This window comes from Comamonas brasiliensis (assembly GCF_018292285.1).
GTDB lineage: Bacteria > Pseudomonadota > Gammaproteobacteria > Burkholderiales > Burkholderiaceae_C > Comamonas > Comamonas brasiliensis.
Window position 1 is genome coordinate 98,948 of the sequence record NZ_JAANES010000002.1, and the last position, 23,582, is coordinate 122,529.

General features: G+C 63.7%; 22 protein-coding genes and 1 pseudogene. 18 read left to right on the top strand and 5 right to left on the bottom strand.

The features are described 5' to 3' along the window. The first annotated feature begins 61 nt into the window (after positions 1 to 61). A complete protein-coding gene (locus DJFAAGMI_RS08720) occupies positions 62 to 2,344 on the top strand; it encodes a xanthine dehydrogenase family protein molybdopterin-binding subunit (protein ID WP_211456847.1) in 2,283 nt (760 codons plus the stop codon). 30 nt (positions 2,345 to 2,374) lie between these two features. On the opposite strand, the gene DJFAAGMI_RS08725 is transcribed toward DJFAAGMI_RS08720, so the two are convergent. Both DJFAAGMI_RS08725 and apbC read right to left on the bottom strand, forming a co-directional pair. After that, a complete protein-coding gene (locus tag DJFAAGMI_RS08725; RefSeq protein ID WP_211456848.1) occupies positions 2,375 to 3,337 on the bottom strand; it encodes a LysR family transcriptional regulator in 963 nt (320 codons plus the stop codon). Next, positions 3,337 to 4,428, bottom strand: coding sequence for an iron-sulfur cluster carrier protein ApbC (apbC, locus tag DJFAAGMI_RS08730; RefSeq protein ID WP_211456849.1), 1,092 nt, complete (start codon positions 4,426 to 4,428; stop codon positions 3,337 to 3,339). The genes DJFAAGMI_RS08725 and apbC overlap by 1 nt, the downstream gene beginning before the upstream one ends. Positions 4,429 to 4,551: 123 nt before the next feature. Here apbC and DJFAAGMI_RS08735 point away from each other — a divergent pair, with 123 nt between their 5' ends. The 11 genes and pseudogenes from DJFAAGMI_RS08735 to soxZ all read left to right on the top strand — a co-directional run bounded on the left by DJFAAGMI_RS08735 (position 4,552) and on the right by soxZ (position 16,997). Further along, positions 4,552 to 5,121 carry a restriction endonuclease gene (locus DJFAAGMI_RS08735; RefSeq protein ID WP_211456850.1) on the top strand — a complete coding sequence of 190 codons (570 nt, stop codon included), beginning with the start codon at positions 4,552 to 4,554 and terminating at the stop codon, positions 5,119 to 5,121. An 80-nt stretch (positions 5,122 to 5,201) separates the two neighbouring features. Continuing rightward, on the top strand, positions 5,202 to 6,473 hold the full coding sequence (locus DJFAAGMI_RS08740; protein WP_043006143.1) for a patatin-like phospholipase family protein: 1,272 nt from the start codon (positions 5,202 to 5,204) through the stop codon (positions 6,471 to 6,473). Positions 6,474 to 7,022: 549 nt separating this feature from the next. Continuing rightward, a pseudogene (locus DJFAAGMI_RS08745) lies at positions 7,023 to 8,308 on the top strand (diguanylate cyclase domain-containing protein). Positions 8,309 to 8,538: 230 nt separating this feature from the next. Continuing rightward, positions 8,539 to 10,686 carry a methionine--tRNA ligase gene (metG, locus tag DJFAAGMI_RS08750; protein ID WP_211456851.1) on the top strand — a complete coding sequence of 716 codons (2,148 nt, stop codon included), beginning with the start codon at positions 8,539 to 8,541 and terminating at the stop codon, positions 10,684 to 10,686. 184 nt (positions 10,687 to 10,870) lie between these two features. Beyond that, entirely contained in the window at positions 10,871 to 11,140 is a 270-nt protein-coding gene (locus tag DJFAAGMI_RS08755) for a hypothetical protein (protein ID WP_349305228.1), read from the top strand. 324 nt (positions 11,141 to 11,464) lie between these two features. Then, positions 11,465 to 11,809: a c-type cytochrome gene (locus tag DJFAAGMI_RS08760; RefSeq protein WP_249334105.1), complete on the top strand. Its 345-nt coding sequence runs from the start codon at positions 11,465 to 11,467 to the stop codon at positions 11,807 to 11,809. Then, positions 11,810 to 13,087, top strand: coding sequence for an NAD(P)/FAD-dependent oxidoreductase (locus tag DJFAAGMI_RS08765; RefSeq protein WP_211456852.1), 1,278 nt, complete (start codon positions 11,810 to 11,812; stop codon positions 13,085 to 13,087). A gap of 188 nt (positions 13,088 to 13,275) precedes the next feature. Then, positions 13,276 to 14,298, top strand: coding sequence for a YeeE/YedE family protein (locus DJFAAGMI_RS08770; protein ID WP_211456853.1), 1,023 nt, complete (start codon positions 13,276 to 13,278; stop codon positions 14,296 to 14,298). Between the two features lie 187 nt (positions 14,299 to 14,485). Then, a complete protein-coding gene (locus tag DJFAAGMI_RS08775; RefSeq protein ID WP_211456854.1) occupies positions 14,486 to 15,817 on the top strand; it encodes an FAD-dependent oxidoreductase in 1,332 nt (443 codons plus the stop codon). A gap of 159 nt (positions 15,818 to 15,976) precedes the next feature. Beyond that, the gene (locus DJFAAGMI_RS08780; RefSeq protein ID WP_211456855.1) at positions 15,977 to 16,477 is read left to right on the top strand and encodes a thiosulfate oxidation carrier protein SoxY; all 501 of its coding nucleotides are present in this window, start codon (positions 15,977 to 15,979) and stop codon (positions 16,475 to 16,477) included. A gap of 190 nt (positions 16,478 to 16,667) precedes the next feature. After that, positions 16,668 to 16,997 (top strand): thiosulfate oxidation carrier complex protein SoxZ, encoded by a 330-nt coding sequence (gene soxZ / locus DJFAAGMI_RS08785; protein WP_211456856.1) that lies wholly within the window; start codon positions 16,668 to 16,670, stop codon positions 16,995 to 16,997. A 70-nt stretch (positions 16,998 to 17,067) separates the two neighbouring features. On the opposite strand, the gene DJFAAGMI_RS08790 is transcribed toward soxZ, so the two are convergent. After that, on the bottom strand, positions 17,068 to 17,745 hold the full coding sequence (locus DJFAAGMI_RS08790) for a YitT family protein (protein ID WP_211456857.1): 678 nt from the start codon (positions 17,743 to 17,745) through the stop codon (positions 17,068 to 17,070). Positions 17,746 to 18,101: 356 nt separating this feature from the next. Further along, positions 18,102 to 18,608 carry an outer membrane protein assembly factor BamE gene (locus DJFAAGMI_RS08795; protein ID WP_211456858.1) on the bottom strand — a complete coding sequence of 169 codons (507 nt, stop codon included), beginning with the start codon at positions 18,606 to 18,608 and terminating at the stop codon, positions 18,102 to 18,104. 106 nt (positions 18,609 to 18,714) lie between these two features. Here DJFAAGMI_RS08795 and DJFAAGMI_RS08800 point away from each other — a divergent pair, with 106 nt between their 5' ends. From DJFAAGMI_RS08800 to DJFAAGMI_RS08820, 5 genes are all read left to right on the top strand, one after another. Continuing rightward, positions 18,715 to 19,176 (top strand): hypothetical protein, encoded by a 462-nt coding sequence (locus tag DJFAAGMI_RS08800; RefSeq protein ID WP_211456859.1) that lies wholly within the window; start codon positions 18,715 to 18,717, stop codon positions 19,174 to 19,176. 62 nt (positions 19,177 to 19,238) lie between these two features. Further along, positions 19,239 to 19,445 carry a DUF3460 family protein gene (locus DJFAAGMI_RS08805; RefSeq protein WP_003051953.1) on the top strand — a complete coding sequence of 69 codons (207 nt, stop codon included), beginning with the start codon at positions 19,239 to 19,241 and terminating at the stop codon, positions 19,443 to 19,445. A gap of 70 nt (positions 19,446 to 19,515) precedes the next feature. Next, positions 19,516 to 20,373, top strand: coding sequence for a segregation and condensation protein A (locus DJFAAGMI_RS08810; RefSeq protein ID WP_003051948.1), 858 nt, complete (start codon positions 19,516 to 19,518; stop codon positions 20,371 to 20,373). A 135-nt stretch (positions 20,374 to 20,508) separates the two neighbouring features. Beyond that, on the top strand, positions 20,509 to 21,147 hold the full coding sequence (gene queE / locus DJFAAGMI_RS08815) for a 7-carboxy-7-deazaguanine synthase (protein WP_211456860.1): 639 nt from the start codon (positions 20,509 to 20,511) through the stop codon (positions 21,145 to 21,147). Positions 21,148 to 21,304: 157 nt separating this feature from the next. Beyond that, positions 21,305 to 21,670 (top strand): 6-pyruvoyl trahydropterin synthase family protein, encoded by a 366-nt coding sequence (locus DJFAAGMI_RS08820; RefSeq protein WP_211456861.1) that lies wholly within the window; start codon positions 21,305 to 21,307, stop codon positions 21,668 to 21,670. Positions 21,671 to 21,822: 152 nt separating this feature from the next. Here DJFAAGMI_RS08820 and DJFAAGMI_RS08825 read toward each other — a convergent pair whose 3' ends face one another. Then, a complete protein-coding gene (locus tag DJFAAGMI_RS08825; protein WP_211456862.1) occupies positions 21,823 to 22,851 on the bottom strand; it encodes a porin in 1,029 nt (342 codons plus the stop codon). A gap of 348 nt (positions 22,852 to 23,199) precedes the next feature. Between DJFAAGMI_RS08825 and panD the strand changes: the two genes are divergently transcribed. After that, positions 23,200 to 23,580 (top strand): aspartate 1-decarboxylase, encoded by a 381-nt coding sequence (panD, locus tag DJFAAGMI_RS08830; protein WP_003051941.1) that lies wholly within the window; start codon positions 23,200 to 23,202, stop codon positions 23,578 to 23,580. Positions 23,581 to 23,582: the final 2 nt, after the last annotated feature.

Below are 23,582 nucleotides of genomic sequence, written 5' to 3' on the forward strand. Positions count from 1 at the left end.
AATGGCAAGCCGATCTACAACGTTGCTGCCGGCTCGCCAAACCTGTCCTACATTCGCTCTCATGAACCTGCCCCAGCCCCAAGCCCTGCACGCACAGCTGCTCGCGCGCGCCGACACCCTGCTCGTGGTGCGCCAGCCGGTGGCGCCGCCACGGCCCGCGCCCGGCCAGCCCGGCACGGCCACCGACTACGTGCAGTCCACGCCAGAAATCTTCGTCGCCGTGCTGGCCGACGAAGCCGCGCCGCAGGGCTGGCGCACCCTGGCCTTCAACGGCCATGTGGACCTGGGCACGGGCATACGCACGGCGCTGGCGCAGATCGTGGCCGAAGAACTGGAAGCACCACTGGACCGCCTGGAAATGGTGCTGGGCCACACGGCCGCCGCCCCCAACCAGGGGCCGACCATTGCCAGCGCCAGCATCCAGATCTCGGCCATTCCGCTGCGACGCGCCGCCGCCCAGGCGCGCGAGCAGTTGCTGGCGCTGGCCGCGCAGCAATGGAACGCGAGGGCGGACCGACTCCGGGCAAGCGACGGCATTGTGCGCTTTGCCGACGGCAGCGATGCCCGCCAGATCGGCTATGGCGAGCTGCTGCGAGGCCAGCAACTGCAGCTGCAACTGGCGCCACCCGAGCAGGAGGTGAAGCTCAAGCCTGCCAGCGACTACCGACTGGTGGGACGGGGAGCGGCCCGCGTGGACATTCCCGCCAAGGCCACGGGCGAGCTCAGCTTTGTCCACGATGTGCGCGTGCCGGGCATGCGCCATGGCCGCGTGATCCGCCCGCCGCATCCGGGCCGCGACGGCGGCGACTTCATCGGCCGCTGCCTGATGGCTGTAGAACGCGACTCCGTGGCCCACCTGCCCGGCAATGTGCAGGTCGTCATCGAAGGGGATTTCGTCGGCGTGGTCGCAGACCGCGAGGAGCAGGCCATTGCCGCCATGCGCGCGCTGCGTGTGCAGTGGAAGGCCGCGCCGGCCGCGCCTGATCTGTCCGACCTGTCAGCGGCCATCCGCGCCAATCCCGCCCAGCACCGTGCCCTGGTCGATCAAGGCCTCGTGGATGACGCCTTCGCCGGCGCAGCCACCGTGCTGCGCCGCAGCTATGTCTGGCCCTACCAGATGCATGCCTCCATTGGCCCGTCCTGTGCAGTGGCGGATTTCAGCGAGGGCCGGCTCAAGCTCTGGGCCGGCACGCAGAACCCCCATATGCTGCGCACCGACCTGGACCGCCTGCTGCAACTGGGCGAAGAGCACATCGAGATCGTGCGTCTGGAAGCCGCAGGCTGCTATGGCCGGAACTGCGCCGACGATGTCTGCGCCGACGCCGCACTGATGTCCATGGCCGTGGGCGCCCCCGTGCGCGTGCAGCTCACGCGCGAGCAGGAACACCAGTGGGAGCCCAAGGGCACTGCCCAGCTCATGGACGTGAGCGCGGCCATCGACACCCTGGGAGAGCTGCTGGCCTACGACTTTGCCGTGCGCTACCCCTCCAACGACGCGCCACTGCTGGCCCTGCTGCTCACGGGCCGCATACCGGGGCAGCCGCGCACGCTGGAGATGGGCGACCGCACGGCCGTACCCCCCTACCGCTATGGCAGCCAGCGCATCGCCTGTCATGACATGGCACCCATCGTACGTTCGTCATGGCTGCGTGGGGTCTCTGCCCTGCCCAACTCCTTTGCCCACGACTGCATGATCGACGAGCTGGCCCTTGCGGCCGATGCCGACCCTGTGGACTACCGCGTTCGCCATCTGGACGACCCGCGCGCCGTCGAGCTGATCGAAGCCACGGCACGCCATGCGCAATGGCAGCCAGGCCATCGCGGAAGCCGGGGACAGCCGAGCGCCGACGGCCTGCTGCACGGGCGCGGCGTAGCCTATGCGCGCTACATACACAGCCGCTTTCCCGGCTTTGGCGCAGCCTGGGCCACCTGGATCATCGACATCACCGTGGACCCAGCCAGCGGACGCATCGCCGTGCAACGCCTGGTCGTGGGCCAGGACACGGGAATGATGGTCAACCCCGATGGCGTGCGCCACCAGATCCACGGCAACGTCATACAAACGCTGAGCCGCAGCCTGATGGAAAAGGTGGCTTTCAACGACCATGGCGTGGCCAGCCGCGAATGGGGCGGCTACCCCATCATCGGCTTCCGCGATCTGCCGCCCATCGAAGTCGTGCTGATGCCCCGCCAGGAGGAGCCGCCCATGGGCGCGGGCGAATCGGCCTCGGTACCAGGGCCCGCCGCCCTGGCCAATGCCCTGTTCGATGCCACGGGCCGGCGGTTCTATGCAGCCCCGTTCACACCGGATGCGGTGCGTGCCGCGCTGCATGCCACGCCCTAACGCGGGCAGGACCGGCCAGCCTGACCACGCTCACTCCTTCAGCGCACCCGCATGCCGCAGGCACTGCACGCGCCACTCGTCATCGTCCTGCAGCTCCAGCGCGGCCAACAGAGCCCGCGTGGGCGCCATGCCCTGCTGAGTCATGAAGCCTATAGGCGTGACCAGCTCGGGCGATCGCAGCGGTCGTGCAATCAGGCCCGGCATATGCCGCACCGTGGCCACCATGGCACCTGGCAGCACCGTGACCATGGCAACCCCGTCCCCGGGGATGCTTTCGGCCACGGCCATGACCAGGCTCAGCACCGAATTCGTTTCCATGGCGGGCTGGACTTCGCTCTGCACGGCGGCGAAGGCCTCGTCGATCACCTTGCGGTTGTGCATGTCGGGCGTGAGCAGGCACAGCGGCAGGGCTGCCACCTCGCTCCAGGCGATGTCGGCCCCAAAAGCAAAGGGGCGGCTGTCGCACTGCGTATCCCGACACAGCAGATAGTAGTGCTCCTGGTACTGCAGCCAGGACTGCAGGCGCGGGCCACGCTGCGGCAGTCTGGCGCTGTAGCCCAGAGCCAGGTCCAGGGACAGATCCTCGAGCCCGGTTTCTATCTCGGCCGAACTCATGGACAGCACCACGGGCATGATGCCGGGATGCCGCTGGCGCAGCATGGCTGCGAAGCGCGTGAGCATGGGCATAGCCGTGGGCACGGCAGCCATGCGCAGCTGGCCGCGCAGCGCTCCTGCTGAAACACTCAGCTCCTGGCGCAAACCTTCTTCCGCGCGCAGCATGGCCAGAGCCGTCGCCAGCACCTGCCCGCCCTCAGGCGTGAAACCGGCAAACGACCGCCCCCTGCGCACGATGACGGCACCGAACTCGTCCTCCAGCGCCTTGAGCGCATTGGACAGTGCAGGCTGCGTGATATGGCAGGCCTGCGCCGCCCTTGCGAAATGGCGATGCTCGTTGAGCGCCACCAGATAACGCATGGAGGTCAGAAGGTTCATCAGGTATTGCTGCTCACCGTGATCGTGGGGAACTTGCTGGAGAAGTCCTTGGCCTTGAGAGCCACCTTCACGGCCAGATCGCGCGCCACCTTCTTGTAGACCTGGGCGGCTTCGCTCTCGGGCTCGGCCACCACCGTGGGCTTGCCGCTGTCGGCCTGCAGGCGGATCTGCAGCGACAGGGGCAGCGCGCCCAGATAGTCGATGTTCTGCTCGCCGGCCATCTTCTTGCCGCCGTCGGCGCCAAAGATATGTTCGACATGGCCGCAGTTGGTGCAGACATGGGCCGCCATGTTTTCGACCAGGCCGAGAATCGGCACGCCGACCTTCCCGAACATCTGAATGCCCTTCTTGGCATCGATCAGGGCGATGTCCTGGGGCGTGGTCACCACCACCGCACCCGTCATGGGCACGCGCTGGGACAGCGTCAGCTGGATGTCACCGGTTCCGGGCGGCATGTCGACCAGAAGATAGTCCAGATCCTTCCAGTTGGTCTGGCGCAGCATCTGCTCCAGCGCCTGGGTGGCCATGGGGCCGCGCCAGATCATGGCCTGGTCGTTGTTGACCAGCAGACCGATGGACATGACCTGCACGCCATGGTTTTCCAGCGGCTCCATGGTCTTGCCGTCATGGCTTTCGGGCTTGCCAGAAACGCCCATCATCATGGGCTGGCTGGGGCCATAGATGTCGGCGTCCAGAATGCCCACGCGGGCACCCTCGGCGGCCAGTGCCAGTGCCAGATTGGCCGTGGTCGTGCTCTTGCCCACGCCGCCCTTGCCGGACGAGATGGCGATGATGTTCTTCACGCCGGGCAGCAGCTGCACGCCACGCTGCACGGCATGCGAGGCCACCTTGGTGAAGATGTTGACCGAGACATTGCCCACGCCGGCCACCGTCCTGGCCGCAGCGATGAACTGGCTGCGCAGCGCAGGATGCAGGCTGCTGGCGGGATAGCCCATCTCCACATCGAACGAGACGTCATCACCGGCAATCTGCAGATTGCGCAGGGCGCGCGTGCTCACAAAGTCCTTGCCAGTGTGCGGATCAAGCACCGTGGCCAGCGCGCTCAGAAGCGCTTGTTCTGTAACAGCCATTGGATTTAGTTTTCCAGAGGTTTCTTCAATGGCAGATAGTCTAGCGAAGCTGTCCAACCCCTGTGCACAGGAGACAATGCAGCCCTTTGCCCAAGATTTGAGAGACAAGCCGTGAAACTGAAGATGGCCGAAAATTCCCTGTTCGCAGTCCTGATGCGCTCGCGCTGGTGGATCAGCTTTGCGATCTGCGCTGCGGTGGTGCTGGTGTCGCTGGCGGTGTTCCCCAAGGACATCTCGCCCTTTGCAGCGCTGGGCGCCTTCCCGTTCTTCATCGTAGGCTGTATCGCCTGCTACAGGCAGCTGCGAGCTCCCAGCCCGGCCAGGCTGGAACAGATCCAGCAGGTGATTGCCGAGCAATCCTGGGCCGACTTCAGTGCCCAGCTGCAGACGGCCTGGCAAGCCGAAGGCTATGAGATTCAGCGCCTGAACCAGGCCGGGGCCGACCTGCTGCTGACGCGCAACGGCCAGACCAGCGTGGTCGGCGCGCGCCGCTGGAAAGCCGCAGCCCACGGCGTGGAGCCGCTGCGCGAGCTGCAGGCCGCGCAAGCCCGGCTGAAAGCCGACCTCGGCGTTTACGTGGCTCTGCAGCCACTGGGCGAGAATGCCGCCAGTTGGGCCACGCAGCATCAGTTGGTGGTGCTGGATGCCAAGTCCATCGCCACGCTGATCGCCAAGAACCAGAAAAAGAGCTGAGACCCACCGCAGGCCCTCACCAGGGCCGCGCAGCCCCCCCGCACCTACCGCCTGCGGCCCAATCCGGGCACACTGCAGCCATGGCGGCAGAGCAGTTCTCACCCACCCTCCCTCCCAGTCTTGCCGAGACAGACCGGCAAAACTCCACGGGCCCGAGCTCCAGCATCGGGCAGACCGGTCTGTTGCTCAGCGGCGGCGGCGCCCGGGCTGCCTACCAGGTCGGCGTGCTGGCCGCCATTGCCGAACTGCGCCGTGCGCGGGGTCTGCAGCACGGGCCCAATCCCTTTCCGGTACTGGCGGGCACCTCGGCGGGCGCCATCAATGTCGCCGCCCTGGCTTGCCATGCCGATGCCTTTGACAGCGCCGTGCGACGCATGCTCCATGTCTGGGGCCATATGCATACCGAGCAGATCTACAAGGCCGACTCGCTCAGCGTGCTGCGCAGCGGTGCGCGCTGGCTGACGCTGTTGTCGCTGGGCTGGGCAGTGGCCCGCTGGAGCCGCATGCGGCCGCGCTCTCTGCTGGACAACACGCCGCTCAAAAGCCTGATGAACAGCGACCTCATGCCGTTCGAGCGCATTCCGCAGCTGATTGCCAGCGGACATCTGCACGCACTAGCCATCACGGCATCGAGCTACAGCAGCGGCCAGCACATCACCTTCTTCCAGACCCGTGAAGCCCTGAGTCCCTGGATACGCGACCAGCGCAAGGCCGTGCAGACCCTGCTCACCGCGGATCACCTGCTGGCATCGTCGGCCCTGCCTTTCATCTTTCCGGCCATGCCGCTGCCCATCGACGGCCATCTGGAGCATTTCGGCGACGGCTCCATGCGCCAGACTGCGCCCCTGGCCCCGGCCATCCATCTGGGTGCCAGCAAGCTGCTGGTGGTCGGCGCCGGCAGACGCCATGAGCCCCTGAGCAGCCTGCCCCAGGCCGATGCCAGCTATCCCACGCTGGCCCAGGTCGCCGGGCATGCGCTGTCCAGCATCTTCCTGGACACGCTGGCCGTGGACATAGAGCGCGCCGAGCGCATCAATCACACGCTGAGCCTGGTCTCGCCGGCCGAGCGCATCCACAGCCGGCTGCGCCCCATCGAGGTACTGGCCATCACCCCCAGCGAGCGCATAGACGATATCGCCACGCGCCATATCGACAAGCTGCCGCTGCCGGTACGCACCCTGCTGGCCACGCTGGGCGTGCGCGCCGGCACGGGCAACCCCGTGCGTGATGGCGCGCTGGCCAGCTACCTGCTATTTGAGCAGGGCTACACCCGCGAACTGATAGCACTGGGCCGCAAAGACACGCTGGCTCGAAGAGAGGAACTTTGCCACTTCATGGGCTGGCCGCTTTGATGTAACAAATGTTAATGATGCGAAAGGAGCCGGACAAATGATGCGTGAGACACTTTGCTTGACCTTCATCATCTTTAACACCACAGCCTAGTGACTCCACTTCCACAGCCCGTCCGCGCCTCCAAATCGCTCAAGCTCTCGCTGATCCTGCCTTTTGTCGCCCTGATTGCGCTGTTGACCTCGGCCCTGGGCATGCTCTGGTACTGGACCGGCAGCAACGCGGTGTCCGCCTTGTCCGAGCAGGTGATGGAAGAAAAGGCCGAGCGTATTGCACTGATCGTGGACCGGCATCTGTACCCGTCCAGCGCCGTGCTGGAGGCCGCGTTTCCTAGCGGCGAGCCCGTGCCCGCCGATATCCGCGACCATATCCCGGCACTGATCTCGCGGCTGTGGGTGGCCAGCTCGCTGCACACCCAGCCCAACGACTATGTCTACTACGCCAATGTCGCGGGACAGGGGATTGCCCTCAAGCGCCTGGCACCGGAGCTGGGCCAGCTGCGCCTGAAGACCCAGGCCAGCGAGCATCGCAGCTACTTCAAGGTCGCCGGCATGCATGCCGAGCCGGCCTACGAGTCCACCGAAATCAATCTGTTCGAGCCACGCCAGCGCCCCTGGTTCAAGCTCGCGGCGGAGTCGCCCGACGTGATCTGGACGCCTGCCTATATCGACTTCAGCGCCAAGGATCTGGTGCTGACGCGTGCGCGCCGCATTCTGTCCAGCCAGGGCCGTCTCGAAGGCGTGGTGGCCACCGATATCTCCTTGCGCGCGCTCAATGAATTCGTCAACCAGCTGCACCTGAGCGAGCATGGCCGGGCCTTCATCATCGAGGCCGACGGCTCCCTGATCGCCGCCACCGGCATGCCCAATATCCACCGCCGCGAGGACGGCAAGCTGGAGCGCATGAGCGCCGCCAACAGCCAGGACCCGCTGATTCAGGCTGTGTACGACAAGATCCAGGGCGCCTTCAATGCCCCGAAGTCCGGCACAGCGCCCGGTACCGCCCTGCTGGAGGATGCCAGGCACAGCAATATTCGCATCGCCTACCGGCGCCTGAATCTGGGCTCGGGCCAGGACTGGATGGCCGTGGTGGCCGTGCCGCACAAGGACATGCTGACCGGCGTCTACCGCCATATGGTGCTGGTGGGCAGCCTGGGCCTGCTGGCCCTGGTGATGGCGGTGCTGATCGGCACGCGCATCTTCGGTGCCGTGGCCAACGACATGCGCTCGCTGACCCGCGCCGTGCGCCGCGTGGGCCAGGGCGAGATCGACACGCCCATCGAAGTGCAGCGCCGCGATGAAATTGGCGAGCTGGCGCACAACTTCCACCGCATGCGCCACAGCCTGTTTACCGATCCACTGACCGGCGCCAGCAACCGCAGTGCGCTGCAGCATATTCTGGCCACGCTCACCCGGCCCCTGCCCGGCCAGAGCATGGCCGCCCCGTTTGCCCTGCTGTTTGTGGACCTGGACCGCTTCAAGCCGCTCAATGACGCTGGGGCCATGACAACGGAGATCTGGCCCTGGCCGAGATCAGCCTGCGCCTGCGCAACCTGCTGCGCCCCGACGATGTCGTGGCCCGCCTGGGCGGCGACGAGTTCATCCTCATCCTGCGCGGAGTCAGCGACGAGGAGCAGGTACAGGCCGTGCGCCTGAAGATCGAGCATGCGCTGCAACAGCCGCTGACCACGCTGCTGGGCATTCCCGAGGGCGAGGCCGTGACCGTTAGCGCATCGGTGGGGCAGGCCCTGTATCCCCGCGATGCCCAGGACGCGCAAAGCCTGCTCAAGGTGGCCGACCAGGACATGTACCGCAACAAAGGGCCTTCGGTGCGTTGAGCCCGTTGTCCGGATTTCGCTATCAATGTGGAAGCTTCAAGCGCTTTATTTGTATCAAATTTATATATATTTCATATTGAAATACATATAAACAATACGGTAGAAGCTATAAAAAGCAAAGCAAGTACCGATAGACAGCGCCCCTGGCGGGCGCCGCCGCAAAACCCGCGCCCACAGCCTGGAGCCAAGCCCTTCTAGAATGACAGGTTCTCTGTGAAAGCTGTTTCCTCATGACCGCACGCAAACTATTCGTCACCACCGCCCTGCCGTACGCCAACGGCAACTTCCACATCGGCCACATCATGGAATACATCCAGGCCGACACCTGGGTGCGTGCGCAGCGAATGCAGGGCAATGCGGTCAACTTCGTGGGCGCCGACGACGCCCACGGCGCGCCCATCATGATTGCCGCCGAAAAGGCCGGCAAGACGCCCCAGCAGTTCGTGGCCGACATCGCTGCCGGCCGCAAACAGTACCTCGACGGCTTCCACATCGCCTTCGACAACTGGAGCAATACCGACAGCGCCGAAAACCACGAGCTGTCCAAGCAGATCTATCTGGACCTGAAGGCCGCCGGCTTCATCGAAACCCGCACCATCGAGCAGTTCTTCGACCCCGAGAAGAACATGTTCCTGCCCGACCGCTTCATCAAGGGCGAATGCCCGCGCTGCCACGCCAAGGACCAGTACGGCGACAACTGCGAAGTCTGCAGCTCGGTCTACGCGCCCACCGATCTCATCAACCCGTTCTCGGCCCTGTCGGGAGCCACGCCGGTGATGAAGTCGTCCGAGCATTTCTTCTTCAAGCTCTCCGATCCGCGCGCCGTGGAGTTCCTGACCGAGTGGACGCAGAACGGCAAGCATGTGCAGCCCGAAGTCGCGGCCAAGATCAAGGAATGGTTCGGCGTGCGCACCAACCCCGACGGCTCGACCAGCGAAGGCCTGGACGACTGGGACATCAGCCGCGACGCGCCCTATTTCGGCATCGAGATTCCCGATGCGCCCGGCAAGTACTTCTATGTCTGGCTGGATGCGCCCGTGGGCTATCTGGCATCGCTCAAGGAGCTGCTCAACAAGCGCGGCGAGGACTACGACGCCTACATGGCCGACCCCGACCTGGAGCAGTACCACTTCATCGGCAAGGACATCATCACCTTCCACACGCTGTTCTGGCCTGCGATGCTCAAGTTCAGCGGCCGCAAGACGCCGACCAGGATCTGCGTGCATGGCTTCATGACCGTGAACAACGGCGAGAAGATGAGCAAGAGCCGCGGCACCGGCCTCGACCCGCTCAAGTACCTGTCGCTCAAGATGAACCCCGAGTGGCTGCGCTACTACCTGGGCGCCAAGCTCAACGGCAAGAACGAAGACATCGACTTCAATCCCGAAGACTTCATGCTGCGCGTCAACTCCGACCTGATCGGCAAGTACGTCAACATCGCTTCGCGCGCCGCAGGCTTCATCAGCAAGCGCTTTGACGGCAGGCTGGGTCAGGTAAGCGAAGACGGCCAGGCACTGCTGGCCGCTCTGCGCGAGCAGCAAACCGCCATCGTCGCCGCCTACGAGTCCCGCGACAGCGCCCGTGCCGCGCGCGAGATCATGCTGCTGTGCGACAAGGTCAACAGCTATGTGGACGCCAACAAGCCCTGGGAACTGGCCAAGAAGGAAGGCATGGATGCCCGCCTGCACGATGTGTGCACGACCTGCATCGAAGCCTTCCGCATCCTGACCATCTACCTGAGCCCCATCCTGCCCGGCGTGGCCGCCGAAGTGGCCCGTTTCCTCATCGTGCCGCCCGAGAGCTTTGCCGACGTGGTCAAGCCCCTGGGCGCAGGCCACCAGATCGGCATCTACCAGCATCTGATGCAACGCGTCGATCCCAAGCAGCTCGAAGCCCTGTTTGAAGCGCCCGCCGGCCAGGCAGCCCCCGCCGCCGAACCCGCCAAGGCCGAGAAAAAGGCCGCCAAGAAGTCCGAGCCCGTGATCGACCCCAATGCCCCCGGCGGCGAGCCGCTGGCCGAGACCATCAGCATCGACGACTTTGCCAAGGTCGATCTGCGCATCGCCAGGATTCTGGAATGCAGGGCGGTGGAAGGCTCGACCAAGCTGCTGCAGCTGACGCTGGACGTGGGCGAGAAGGACGAGAACGGCCAGCCCAGGACCCGCAATGTGTTCAGCGGCATCAGCAGCATGTACCAGCCCGAGCAGCTGCAGGGCAAGCTGACGGTGATGGTCGCCAATCTGGCACCGCGCAAGATGAAGTTCGGCCTGTCCGAAGGCATGGTGCTGGCCGCCAGCCACGCTGACGAGAAGGCCCATCCCGGCATCTATGTGCTGGAACCCTTCCCCGGCGCTCAACCCGGCATGCGGATTCATTGATCTCATGATCCCCCCTGAGTCGCCTTCGGCGCCTTCCCCCCGGGGGGACGACACCTTCGCCGCGAGGCGGCAGGGCCGCCTTAGGCGCTTGCCCGGTGTCTCCTCCCGGGGGCGTGCCTCATCAGGCTCCTGCGGCTTCTGGCTGGCTGGAGCTTTTTTATGCCTGGCGCTTTCGGGCTGCACCGTGATCGCCGTCACCGGTACCGCCATCAGCGTGACGGCCGGGGCCGTGGGTCTGGCCGCCGATGCCGCCATCGGCACAGCCAAGATCGTGGGCAAGGGTGTGGGCAAGGCCGCTGACGCCTTGATGGATGACGACCCGCCCGATGCCAGCGGTGTGAATATTCGCTACCGCGATCCGTCTGCCACCGCTCCCGCAGCGGCAGAAATGCCGGCAACAGCTGCCAACACCGCACCTGTCGCGCCCTCTGACGGACTGCCGCCGCAATACTGAGAAGTCTCCTGCATCCGTTTACAGAAAACCGCATCGCGCTACACATCAGATAGCAAAATGCTTTTTTTTCATGCCCTGACGCACACCCGCAAGCACAAGCGCAGCGCATAACTAAATAACCAATAACTTCCTGTTACACCACCGGGGTATTGAGCTTGTCAGGACGGGGCCGCTTCCTAGAATCCGACTGCATCAGCCCTGCCTGCTCCGCCCCTGCCCAGAAGAATGCTCGACATTCGCCACACATAACAAAGGCCGCGCACATTCAGGCATCGAGGTCATAAATCCCCCACGTGGCCTTGCGTGGGGACAACGGGAGGCCCCATGCGATCGAAACCCTTGCTCACTTCAGCGCGCTCTGCGCTATGGCTGGCTTTTGCCCTGGCAGCGCCGCTGCCCGGCCTGGCCAACTCTGCCGCCACCTCCTTGCGTGTGCAGGATGTGGCCGTGCTGGCTGCCAGCTGCGCCAACTGCCACGGCCCGGACGGCCGCTCCACGGGCGTCATTCCCCAGCTGCGCGGCCTGCCTGAGGCCCATCTGCTGCAGCGCCTGCAGGCCTTCAAGGCCGGCACTGCCAAGGACGCCACCGTCATGACCCGTCTGGCCAAGGGCTACGACGATGAGCAACTCAAAGCGCTGGCCCAGTGGTTCAGCAAGAAGGGCCAGTAAATGCAGATCAATCGTCGTCAAATTCTCGGCGGTGCCGCCGCCGGCGCAGCCAGCTTCGCCATGCCCGCCATCGTGCAGGCCAAGGCAGCCTCGGCCCATGTGGTCGTGATCGGCGGCGGCTTTGGCGGAGCCACGGCCGCGCGCTATCTACGCCAGTTTGCGCCGCATATCCAGGTCACGCTGGTGGAGCCGGCCGAGCGCTTCTATACCTGCCCCTTCTCCAATCTGTACCTGGCCGGCCTGCGCAGCTGGGACAGCATAGGTCACGGCTACGGCGGTCTGCGCAAGGCCGGCGTGAACGTGGTGCACGCGCGGGCCGACCAAGTACTGACCGACTCCAGGCGCGTGCTGCTGTCCAACGGCCAGGCGCTGAGCTATGACAAGCTGGTGCTCTCGCCCGGCATCGACATGCGCTGGAATGCACTGGAAGGCTATGACGAGGCAGCCGCCCAGCTTGCCCCCCATGCCTGGAAGGCCGGAGCGCAGACCCAGTTGCTCAAGAAGCAGCTCGAAGCCATGCCCGATGGCGGCAAGTTCGTGATGGTCATCCCTGCCAACCCTTTCCGCTGCCCGCCCGGCCCCTACGAGCGCGCGGCCATGGTGGCCCACTACCTCAAGCAGCACAAACCCAGGTCCAAGATTCTGCTGCTGGACGACAAGGACGCCTTCTCCAAGCAAGGTCTGTTCATTCAGGGCTGGAAGGCGCTTTACGGCGACATGATCGAATGGGTCAAGCAGGCCGATGACGGCAAGGTCGCACGCGTGGATGCCAAGAACCTGGAAGTGGAAACCGCGTTCGGCACCAGGCACAAGGCCGATGTGCTCAACGTCATCCCGCCCCAGAAGGCCGGCTTTATCGCCGACCGCGCCGGCGTGACCAATGCCAGCGGCTGGGTGCCGGTCAAGCCCGAGTCCTTTGAATCCACCCAGGTCCAGCATGTCTATGTGCTGGGCGACGCCACGATTGCCGCGCCCATGCCCAAGTCCGGCTTTGCCGCCAATACGCAAGGCAAGGTGGCCGCTGCCGCGATTGCCGCCGAACTGAGCGGCCAGCCCCTGCCTGCAGCGGCCTTTGCCAACACTTGCTACAGCCTGATCGGCACCGACTACGGCATCTCCGTGGCCGGCGTCTACCGCTCGGCCGCGGGCAAGCTGATCGAGGTGCCCGACTCCGGCGGCGTGAGCCCCTTGAACGGCGATGCCGCCTTCCGCAAGGCCGAGGCCGACTACGGCGCAGCCTGGTACAAGGCGATCAGCGCGGATATCTGGGGTGGTTGAATAGAGGCATCCCCCTGAGGCGCTAACGCGCCTTCCCCCTTCTCTCGCGACGCTTCGCTTGCGGGAAGGGGGACGCTGGCTTTGCTGCGGGACGGCCCTTGCTCGCCAGCCCTGGCGAAGCTTCACGCTTCATGCGCCTGGTGTGAATCTTTGCCTCCCGCCCTCCTTTGCTTTATTGAACGACTGATATGTTGTTGTGGTCTGTTTTCTTGCTGGGCATGGCCTTCGGCGTCGCCGCGAGGCTGGGGCGTTTCTGTCTGCTGCGCGGGCTGCGCCAGCAAATGGGGCGAGATACCGAAGTCGCTGCGGGCCAGGCACCTGCATTGCAGGCCTTTGCCCTGGCATTGGCCGTGGCCTTGCTGGCCTCGCAGGGGCTACAGGCTCTGGGAATGCTCGATCTGAGCCAGGCCGCCATTGCGCGGCCCAGCTTTTCCATCGCTGGCGTGCTGATTGGCGGTTTGCTGTTCGGCGTCGGCATGGTGCTGGCACGCGCCTGCGGCGCACGCTCTCTGGTGCTGCTGGCAGGAGGCAATCTGCGCTCTCTGGTCACCCTGGTGTTTCTGGCGCTGGGCGCGCAACTGGCCATGACCGGTGTGCTGACGCCTCTGCGGCTGTGGCTGCAGGCCCTCACCCCCCTCTCTCTGGCTCACGCCACCTTGCCCGCCTATCTGTCTTCCTTGAATACATGGCTGCTGACGCTTGGTCTGGCCCTGCTGCTACTGGCCTATGCCTTGCTGCGTCCCGGCCTGCGCCAAAGCCGCCTGCAGTGGTGCAGCGCGCTGCTCATAGGCCTGCTGGTGGCTGCCGGCTGGTGGATCACCGCGCATATCGGTGTCGATGAGTTCGAGCCGGCCCGCCTCACCTCGCTGAGCTTTATCGGCCCGATTGCCGAGGCCCTGCTCTATCTGCAACTGTCCGTGGGACGCGATCCCGGCATAGGCCTGGCGCTGACGGCAGGCGTGCTCGCCGGTGCCTTTCTCGCAGCCCTTGGCAGCCGCACGGCGCGCTGGGAAGGATTTGACAGCACCAGCCGCCTGGCTGCCAGCGCCGGTGGCGGCCTGCTGATGGGCGTTGGCGGCGTGCTGGCCGCAGGATGCTCCATCGGCCAGGGGCTGAGCGGGCTGTCCACGCTGTCGCTGGCCAGCTTTGTGGCTGTTGCCGGCATCCTGCTCGGAACGCTTGTCAGCCTGCGCCTGCTGCGCCAGCAATAGCGCTGGCTTCGCTTGGGTATTCACCGATTCCGGATCAGGGCCTGCTCCTAGAATCTCCAGCCACCAGCTCTGCTTGTGCCGCGTGTCGGCTGAGAGGCAATCCCATCGCGCTGCGCCCAAGCTTGCTTCCCTCCATCGAATCCGAGGCCTTGATCAGGCCCTCATTCCCATTACAGGAGCAATGCTCATGCAACGTCGCCATTTCCTCTGGACTCCGCCCGCACTCGCCCTGGGCGCCGCTGCCGGCCCGGCAATGGCTGCACCCGCCATCATCAGCAGCCAGTCGCCCATCCTGCCGCGCCAGGGCAAGGGTCCGCGCATCGTGATCTGCGGCGGCGGCTGGGGCGGCATGACAGCTGCGCGCTATCTGCGCGAGTTGATCCCGAACTCAGACGTCGTGCTGCTGGAGCGCAATCCGACCTTCTGGTCCGGCCCCATGAGCAACAAGTGGCTGGTGGACATCGTTGGCACGGACTTCGTGAACCGCGACATGCTGCACCCGGCCAACAAATACGGCTACACGCTGCTGCAGACCGAAGTCACGGGCTTCGAGCGCGACAAAAAGCTGGTGCGCACGGCCCATGGCCTGATTGAGTACGACTTCCTGATTCTCTCGGGCGGCATTCGCAACGATTACGAGGCCTGGTTCGGCAACGACCAGCGCGCCATCGAGTACACGCGCACCCACTTTCCCAACGCCTACATCCCCAACCAGGAAATGCTCTCGCTCAAGAGCAAGGTCAAGAACTTCAAGGGCGGCACGCTGGTGATGACGCTGCCGCCACCGCCGCATCGCTGCCCGCCCTCGCCCTATGAGCGCGCCTGCCTGATCGCCTGGCATATCAAGAAGAACAAGATTCCCGGCAAGATCCTGATTCTCGACCCCAAGCCCAAGATCGCACCTATCGGCGTGGGCTACAAGCAGGCTTTCGAGGAGCTGTACGCAGACATCATCACCCATGTGCCCAATGCCGGCGTCAAGGAAGTGGACCCCTTCAACAAGCAGATCAAGACCGCTGCAGGCGACTTCAAGTTTGACGATGCCATCCTCATGCCGCCCCACCAGGCCGCAGACATGGTCTGGAAGGCCGATCTGATCGGCAAGGATGCGGCCACCGGCAAGCCCACGGGCTGGGCCGATATGCACAACCGCCTGTTCCATGCCAGGAGCGACGACCGCGTGTATTTTGTCGGCGATCTGATGGGCGCGATCTCGCCCCAGTTCGGCCACTACCCCAAGAGCGGCCATGTGGCCAACTACATCGGCAAGATCGTTGCCCGCAACATTGCCGAGCGCGTGGCCGGCAAGGAGGTCGTGGCCCGGCTGCCCGACAACCTCTGCTACATGATGGTCAACGGCGACCCTCAGGAGGAAATTTCGGTGAAGTTCGAATACGAGGTGGACGCCAGCGGCCAGGTCAACCAAACCCAGATCGACATGGATGTGCGCACCTCCGATCTGGTCAAGGAGGACTTTGCCTGGATCAACGGCAAGTTCGGAGATTTCCTGGGCACTTAAATCTCCCCCTGAGCGGCTTTGCCGCTTCCCCCTCTCTCTTCGGGAGGGGGACGACGCCCTCTGCTAGGCGCCCCCGCCGCGAGGCGGCTCTTGCTTGGCGTCTCTCGCTTGGAGCCGGTGCGATTTTTGAAGTTTTGTTAATTGGATTGAAGAGAAGCAATGTTCAAGAACACCACCCGTAGAAGCATGGTGCTGGGCGCGGCGGCAGCCGGGGCCAGTCTGGCTCTGCCCGCATCGGCTCTGGCGCAAGCCAGCAGCGCGGCCAAGACTCCGCTGGTCGGGCCACTGGCGCCGAACCCGGCCGAGTTCAAAAAGCTCATGGAGCAATTCACCGGCGGCAAGGCCACTCAGGCCGATGGTCTGCAGCTCGATGTGCCCGTGCTGGCCGACAACCCCAGTGCCGTGCCCGTCAAGGTCAAGGTGACGCTGCCCATCACCGAGCAGGACTGGTGCGAGGAAATCATCGTGCTGGCCGAACTCAACCCCTCGCCGCTGACTTGCCGCCTGCAATTCTCTGCGGCCGCAGGCACGGCAGAGGCGGCGGTGCGCATTCGCCTGTCCCAGTCGCAGACCGTGCACGCCCTGGCGCGCATGAAAAGCGGCAAGGTGCTGGTAGCAAAGCAGGCAACGACGGTAGCCGCCAGCGGCTGCGGCATGTGAATCTGGAAACCCCCCCTGAGTCGCTGCGCTCCCTCCCCCTCTGTTGTGCCACGCTTTGCGTGGCCGAGGGGGACACCGCCTGCGCGGCAGGGCGGCCTTTGCGCGGCGGTTGCTGGCCCAGGCCCACTTCTGGTACGGGGCGTAGCTGCATCCACATTCACGATAGATGCCTGAACTGAAAGGAATTTTGATGAATAAACCACCCCGCGTATGGGTCAGCAATGCCAACCCCAAGAAGGGCGAAATCCTGCGCGTGCGCGCGCAGATGGAACATGTCATGGAAAGCGGTCTGCGCACCGACCCTGCCACGGGCAAGGTGCGCCCGCGCAATATCGTGAGCCGTTTTGAAGCCCGGCTTGGCAACGCCTTGCTGTTCAGTTGGGAGCCCGGCATCTCGATTGCCCAGAACCCCTATATCGAGTTCACCTTTGTGGCCCGGGAAAGCGGCGAGCTGCAGATGCAGTGGAAGGATGAGCAGGGCCAGACACTGAGTGCACAGAAGACGATCAACGTCGCCTGATGGCGAGACCCATGAAAAAAGCCCCGCCCCGGTGCAGACCGGGCGGGGCTTTTTTCATGGATGACAGACCTCAGTTGCCCTGATAGCGGCCGGGGCGATGGCTGATCCACAGAAACATGCTCATGATCACCGCCGCCAGCACCGAGTACGCCACACGCTCCAGCGGCACGATGACCAGCGCCATCAGCACCACGCTGCAATCGATCATCATCTGCACCTTGCCGGCGCGAATGCCGTAGCGGTCCTGCAGATAGAGCGAGACGATGGTGGCTCCGCCCAGACTGGAGCGATGCCGTGCCAGGAACAGGCAACCCGATCCCATGAGCAAGCCGCCCGCCACGGCCGCATAGAGCGGATTCAGGTAGTCGATATGGATGAAGCGCGGGCCCACATCGGCCATCAGCGCCAGCATGGCAACCGAGACAAAGGTCTTGATCGTGAACTCCGCGCCCATGCGCTTCCAGGCGAACCAGTAGAACGGCAGATTGATGACAAAGAAGATGGCGCCGAAAGGCAGGCCCGTCACATAGTGCAGCAAAAAGGCAATGCCCGCCGTGCTGCCCGTGAGCAAGCCCGCCTGCGCAAACAGCATCATGGTGATGGAGACAAACAGCGAGCCCGTGAACAGGGCCTGTGCGTCCTCGACGCGGCCATGGCGCAGGCCCGAAGCGGCCGATGCCGCAGCAGCGGGGGCATCCATGCGGCCGGCCAGAGCAGGGCCGGCGGAAGAAGATAGCGGTGTGGACATGTCGGGTAGGACAGCAAGATGAGTGCCCGAAGTCTCGATAAAGACCAGGGACGAGCCGGCGTGGGTAACACCGGGAAACCCCTTAATTTTACGGATGGACTCATGCTCTATGTGCATTATTTGCTGCAACGCAACAAACCGTAGAGGGGCATTTCGGTGCCGATCGCTGCTGAAATTTCAGTCTTCTCGGCCTTAATCGCATGCTGGTAAAGCGCTTGAAGCTATTGATTAAGAAGCACCGCATCCCCCCTCGCACAGCAGTCCGGCACTTGGGCGGCTTCTGGATCGGGTGCAAAAAAGCCCTGTCTGCACCATCGCAGACAGGGCTCTGGCAGATCCAGCCGTCTTGCAGGCGATCAGCCGCGCGGCTCGTCGGGCAGGCGCTCGCGGTTGAGCGTACGCAGCACCCGGCCATCGGAGCCAAAGGTCACCGTGAACTGCATCTCGCGTGCGGGCGGATCGATGTAGTTCCAGTCCCAGTCGGTTTCCTGCTTGAGCTGGTAGGTCATCATCTTCGCGGGCTTGCCCAGCATGCGGCGCACCTGGTTCTCATCCATGCCGGGCACGACCTTGGCAAACACATGCGGGGCCAGCACCTGGCGCAACGCGCTCATCTTGCCGTCAGCGCCTATGGTGATCATGTAGTTCTTGGCACCGGCCGGCTGGCGGTTGTACTCGAAGGTGCGCGAGCCATCTTCCTCGTTCCAGATTCGCTCGGGCTCGCCAAACTTAGCGCGCACATCGGACTCGGTGGACAGACCTTCCTCCAGCTCCTTGATCTTCTGCTCGTCGCAGCCCAGCAGCGCCAGGGTGCTGATCGCAGCCGCCGCCAGGGCCGCCGTCATACGCGAAAAAATATTCATGGGCTTGAATCACAATGCTTGCCAGACAGAATGCGAATTCTGACAGCAAGCCACCCGCGCACGCGCGCCACTTTTGCAAACGCTTGTCAAAACGGAGCCATCCCTCGTGAACACAACCCTTGAGCAACTGTTTTCCCAATTCACCAACGCCGCGCAGGCGGCCCGGGACCAGCAGGACAAATGGCTGATCATCGATCCCGTCTACGAACACCTGGAGACACTGCAGGATGCCGCACTGGAGCAGGTTCTGCCGCATATCCTGACGCTGATCGAAACCTATCCCGAACTCGACTACGGCGGCCCCGGCCCGTTCGGCAGCCTGATCGAGGAACACCCCATGGCCACCTACACCCCGGCCTTGCTGGCGTCGCTGGAGCGTCAACCCAGTGTGCAGGTGATAGGCTGGCTGAACCGCACCATGCGCGTGGACGAGGACTTCCAGCGCAATGACCCGAACCCGGTCGGAGCCTCCGAATTTGCCGCCGTGCTGCAGCAGATCGTCGATTCGCCCCTGACCTCGGACGACTGCAAGGAGTTCGCGCAGATCTGTCTCAAGGATCTGAAATAGCCCGCAGCGGGCTTGCGGTCCGCGACGGGCTAAAATCCGCTGTTCTGAGAGGTTTTACACATATGTCTTTCTTCCGTCGCCCCGACTACCGTTCCGACACCACCAACTTCATCAACGACCTGAAGCAGCAAAAGCCCGAGCTGGACAAGCAGCAGCAAGCCGGTCGCGCCCTGCTGTGGGACAAGGACGTGAACTATGAAGTCTGGGAAGATCTGCGCGCCGGCCGCGTGGAACAACAGCCCTACGTGTACCAGACCAACCACTCCTGATCTTTTCGATGAAATCAGCCTCAAGCGCTTACTCATCAAGCGCGCTCAGCTCTGCAATTCATAGCAGACCATGAGCGAGGCTGAAGAACAGACCCTGTTGCCGGGCCAGAACCCGGATGCCCCTGACCCGTCGCCTTCGGTCGTCGATCAGGTGGCTCTGGCACGCCTGTATGGCGAGCCGCTGTTTGCGCTGCCCCAGGATCTCTATATCCCGCCCGACGCGCTGGAAGTCTTTCTCGAAGCCTTTGAAGGCCCGCTGGACTTGCTGCTCTATCTGATCCGCAAGCAGAACTTCAACATCCTCGACATCCCCATGCTGGACGTGACGCGCCAGTACATGACCTATGTGGACGAGGTGCGCAGCCGCAATCTGGAGCTGGCAGCCGAATATCTGCTGATGGCGGCCATGCTCATCGAGATCAAGTCGCGCATGCTGCTGCCGCCCAAGAAGCAGGAGGACGGCGAGGAAGCCGAGGATCCACGCGCCGAGCTGGTGCGCCGCCTGCTCGAGTACGAGCAGATGAAGCTTGCCGCCCAGCAGCTGGGACAGCTGCCCACCTACGGACGCGACTTTCTCAAGGCCACGGTCTATATCGAGCAAAGCCTGCAACCGCGCTTTCCGGATGTGGAAATCGGCGAGCTACAAGCCGCCTGGCGCGACATCCTCAAGCGTGCCAAGCTGGTGCAAAGCCACAAGATCACGCGCGAAGAGCTGTCGGTGCGCGAATACATGAGCCAGATCCTCAAGCAGCTGCAGGGCCAGCGTTTCGTGGAATTCGAGCGCATCTTCAATCCGGAAAAAGGCTCGACCGTGCTGGTCGTGACCTTTATCGCCATGCTGGAGCTGGCCAAGGAAACGCTGATCGAAATCACCCAGGCCGAAGCCTACGCGCCGATTTATGTGCGCCTGGCCTATACCCCGGTGTGAAGCCTGCGGCCGCCTGCAAGGCAAGCGCCTTGTAACCCTATGGCCACCAGAAGTTCAGCAAGGGCTTACATTCGCATCCCGGGCTGCAGCACGCCAGCCTTCTGTTCCACCGCGCCTTGACGCGACACATACGACATGACATACAGCGTCAAAGAAATTTTCTACACCTTGCAGGGCGAAGGCGGCCAGGCCGGCACGCCCGCGGTGTTCTGCCGCTTTGCGGGCTGCAATCTGTGGACCGGCCGCGAGCAGGATAGGCCCAATGCCATCTGCCAGTTCTGCGACACCGATTTTGTCGGCACCGACGGCACGCTGGGCGGCAAGTTCGCCACGGCCGATGCGCTGGCCGAGCGCATTCTGAGCCAGTGGCCTGCCGACGACAGCCTGCACCGCATGGTGGTGCTGACGGGCGGTGAGCCTTTGCTGCAGGTCGATCAGGCCCTGATCGCCGCCCTGCATGCGCGCGGTTTTCGTGTTTCGGTGGAAAGCAACGGCACGGTGGCTGCACCCGAGGGCATAGACTGGCTGTGCATCAGCCCCAAGGCTGGCGCCGACTGGATTCAGCGCAGCGGCCAGGAGCTCAAGCTGGTCTGGCCTCAGCCGACATTCGATCTGGCTGCCATTGAAGCCAGCACCGATTTCCAGCACTATTTTCTGCAGCCCATGGACAACGCCCAGCAGAGCGGCAATATTGCCGCCTGTATCGAGCAATGCATGCAACGCCCCGGCTGGCGCCTGAGCCTGCAAACCCACAAGCTCACGGGCATTCGATGAAACACCCCCTGAGTCGCTTCGCGCCTTCCCCCTCTCTCGCTACGCGGGAGGGAGACGATAGCCTCGCTGCGGGGCAGCGCGGCCGGCCCAGGCCCTTGCTTGCTGTCACTGGCATTGGTGCGCGCCAGTTGCATGCGCAAAGCCAGAAATAACGTTTATGCAGTTCACCGTTCACCAGCGTTTTTTCTTCGATGCCGCCCATACCCTGGAGCGCGCTATCGAGACCGAGAGCAGCCGCCGCATTCACGGCCATACTTACTGGGCGGAAGTCAGCGTGACCGGCCCGCGCAATCCGGACAACGGCATGGTCATCGACCTCGGCCACCTGCGCGCGCGCCTGGAGCTGCTGCGCGATCAGCTGGACCATCACTTTCTCGATGAAGTGCCGGGCCTGGGCAAGCCCACTCTGGAAAACCTCTGTCTCTTCATCGCCGGCGCCCTGGCCGACCTTGAGCCCGCGCCCAGCCGCATCCGCGTCTGGCGCGACAGCATCGGCGACGGCTGCGTGCTCGACCTGTCCTGAGGGCAGGCGCGCAGCTGCAACAAAAAAAGGCCCCGCTATTGCGGGGCCAGCTTGCTGAGAGTCAGACGGCTTTCCCACCAGGAGGCCTAACTCGGCAAGATCATCAGGCAGCAGAGTGCGGCGGCCGCCGCAGCTCTTTGCTGCCCATGCTCTTAGAAATTGTGGCGCAGGCCGATTTCGTAACCCGTCAGGCTCTTGCCCACAGCGGGTGTAGGGCTCAGCGACGAACCCAGCTTGCGGGAAGCCTTGTCGTCGTTGCTCATGCGTGCCACGGCCGCATAGATTTCGGTGCGCTTGGACAGCTTGTAGCCATAGCCCAGAGCCAGACGCTGGGAGTCCGCATCGCTTTGCTTCTTGTCCTTGTACCAGGTATAGGCGGCGCGCAGTTCGCCGGCGCCCAGAGGCATCTTCACGCCCAGGCTGTACAGATCGACACGCTTGCCGTTGCCGCGATCGGACGCTATCAGCAGCATGGGAGTGACAACACCGAAGTTGTAGGAAGCACCCAGATTCATGGTCTTGTAGTCCACGCCAGCGACAGCCGTACCGCCACGTGCGATGCCGTAGGCTGCGGCAACGTTCAGGGGACCGTTGGCATAGCCCAGACGCAGGCCGGTGGAACTGGCCAGGCTGTGGTCGCCGGCCTGCTCGCCAAAGCTGTGGGTCAGCTGACCGTAGACGCCGCCCAGCTTGGGCAGCAGATAGCTGATGGCGTTGGAGTTGCGCTTGGGGTTGGAGCCTTCGGAGGTGCCTGCAGCCGAGCCGCTGATCAGGTTATGGCCGTTGATGGCGCCCATGCCTGTGTCACCGAAGGCATGGAAGGTTTCCAGGTTCTGGTAGGCGGGGGTCTTGTCACGACCCAGGCGCACTTCACCGAAGTTGCCCAGCAGGCTGACGGTGGAGCGGCGATCGAACTTGAAGCCCGAAGCCGTGCCGTCATCCACGCTCAGGCTGCCTTCCAGCCAGAAATCAGCCTTCAGGCCGCCGCCCAGATCTTCCACGCCGCGAAAGCCCAGACGGCTGCTGGAGTTGCCGCCGTTGGCCAGACCGGACACGCTTTTGCCGGTCGTGGAGATGTGGGCCACCGACACGTCGGCCACGCCAAAGACGGTCACGCTGGATTGAGCCAGGGCGCCGGCGGAGACGGTCAGGGCGGCAAGGGCGAGAAGAGTTCGTTTCATGCTGTTCACTGTGTTTGTAGAAATGAGAAAGCCCATGCAGTACGGCTACGGCCTGCCTTGGACGGGCCCCGTCTGGGACTGAAGTCATTAAACAAAGTGAAAATGAAACATTAGTTACAACCCTTGAATTCGCAACAAAACAACAATCACAACGACAATCGTCACATCGTCCTACATCAGCGACTGGCAGAGCTTTCCACCCCGGGAATGCAAAGGCGCCGCATTTCCCTGTCAATGCCCTCAATGAACTACATGGGTTTTGCCGATCGCATTTAGACTTGCGTGATTTTTCGCAAGCACAGGCCTGCCCCATTTCAGCAACGCGCAAAGCGCCCCAGAGAGACAAACATGTTCCGCACCCTGCTCAAATCCAAGATCCACCGCGTCAAGACCACGCAATGCGAGCTGCACTACGAAGGCTCCTGCGCCATCGACGAGGATCTGCTGGATGCCGCCAACATTGCTGAGAACGAACAAGTCCATATCTGGAATATCGACAATGGCGAGCGCTTTGTGACCTACGCCATCAAGGGCGAGCGCGGCACGGGCATGATTTCCGTCAACGGCTCGGCCGCTCGCCGGGCCAGCGTGGGCGACCTGCTCATCATTGCCGCCTTCGCCCAGGTTCATGAAAGCGATGTGGCCGAGCACCAGCCGCAGCTGGTCTTTGTGGACGACAGCAACAAACAGGTTGAGCTGCGCCACAAAGTGCCCACCCAGATGCTGTAAAA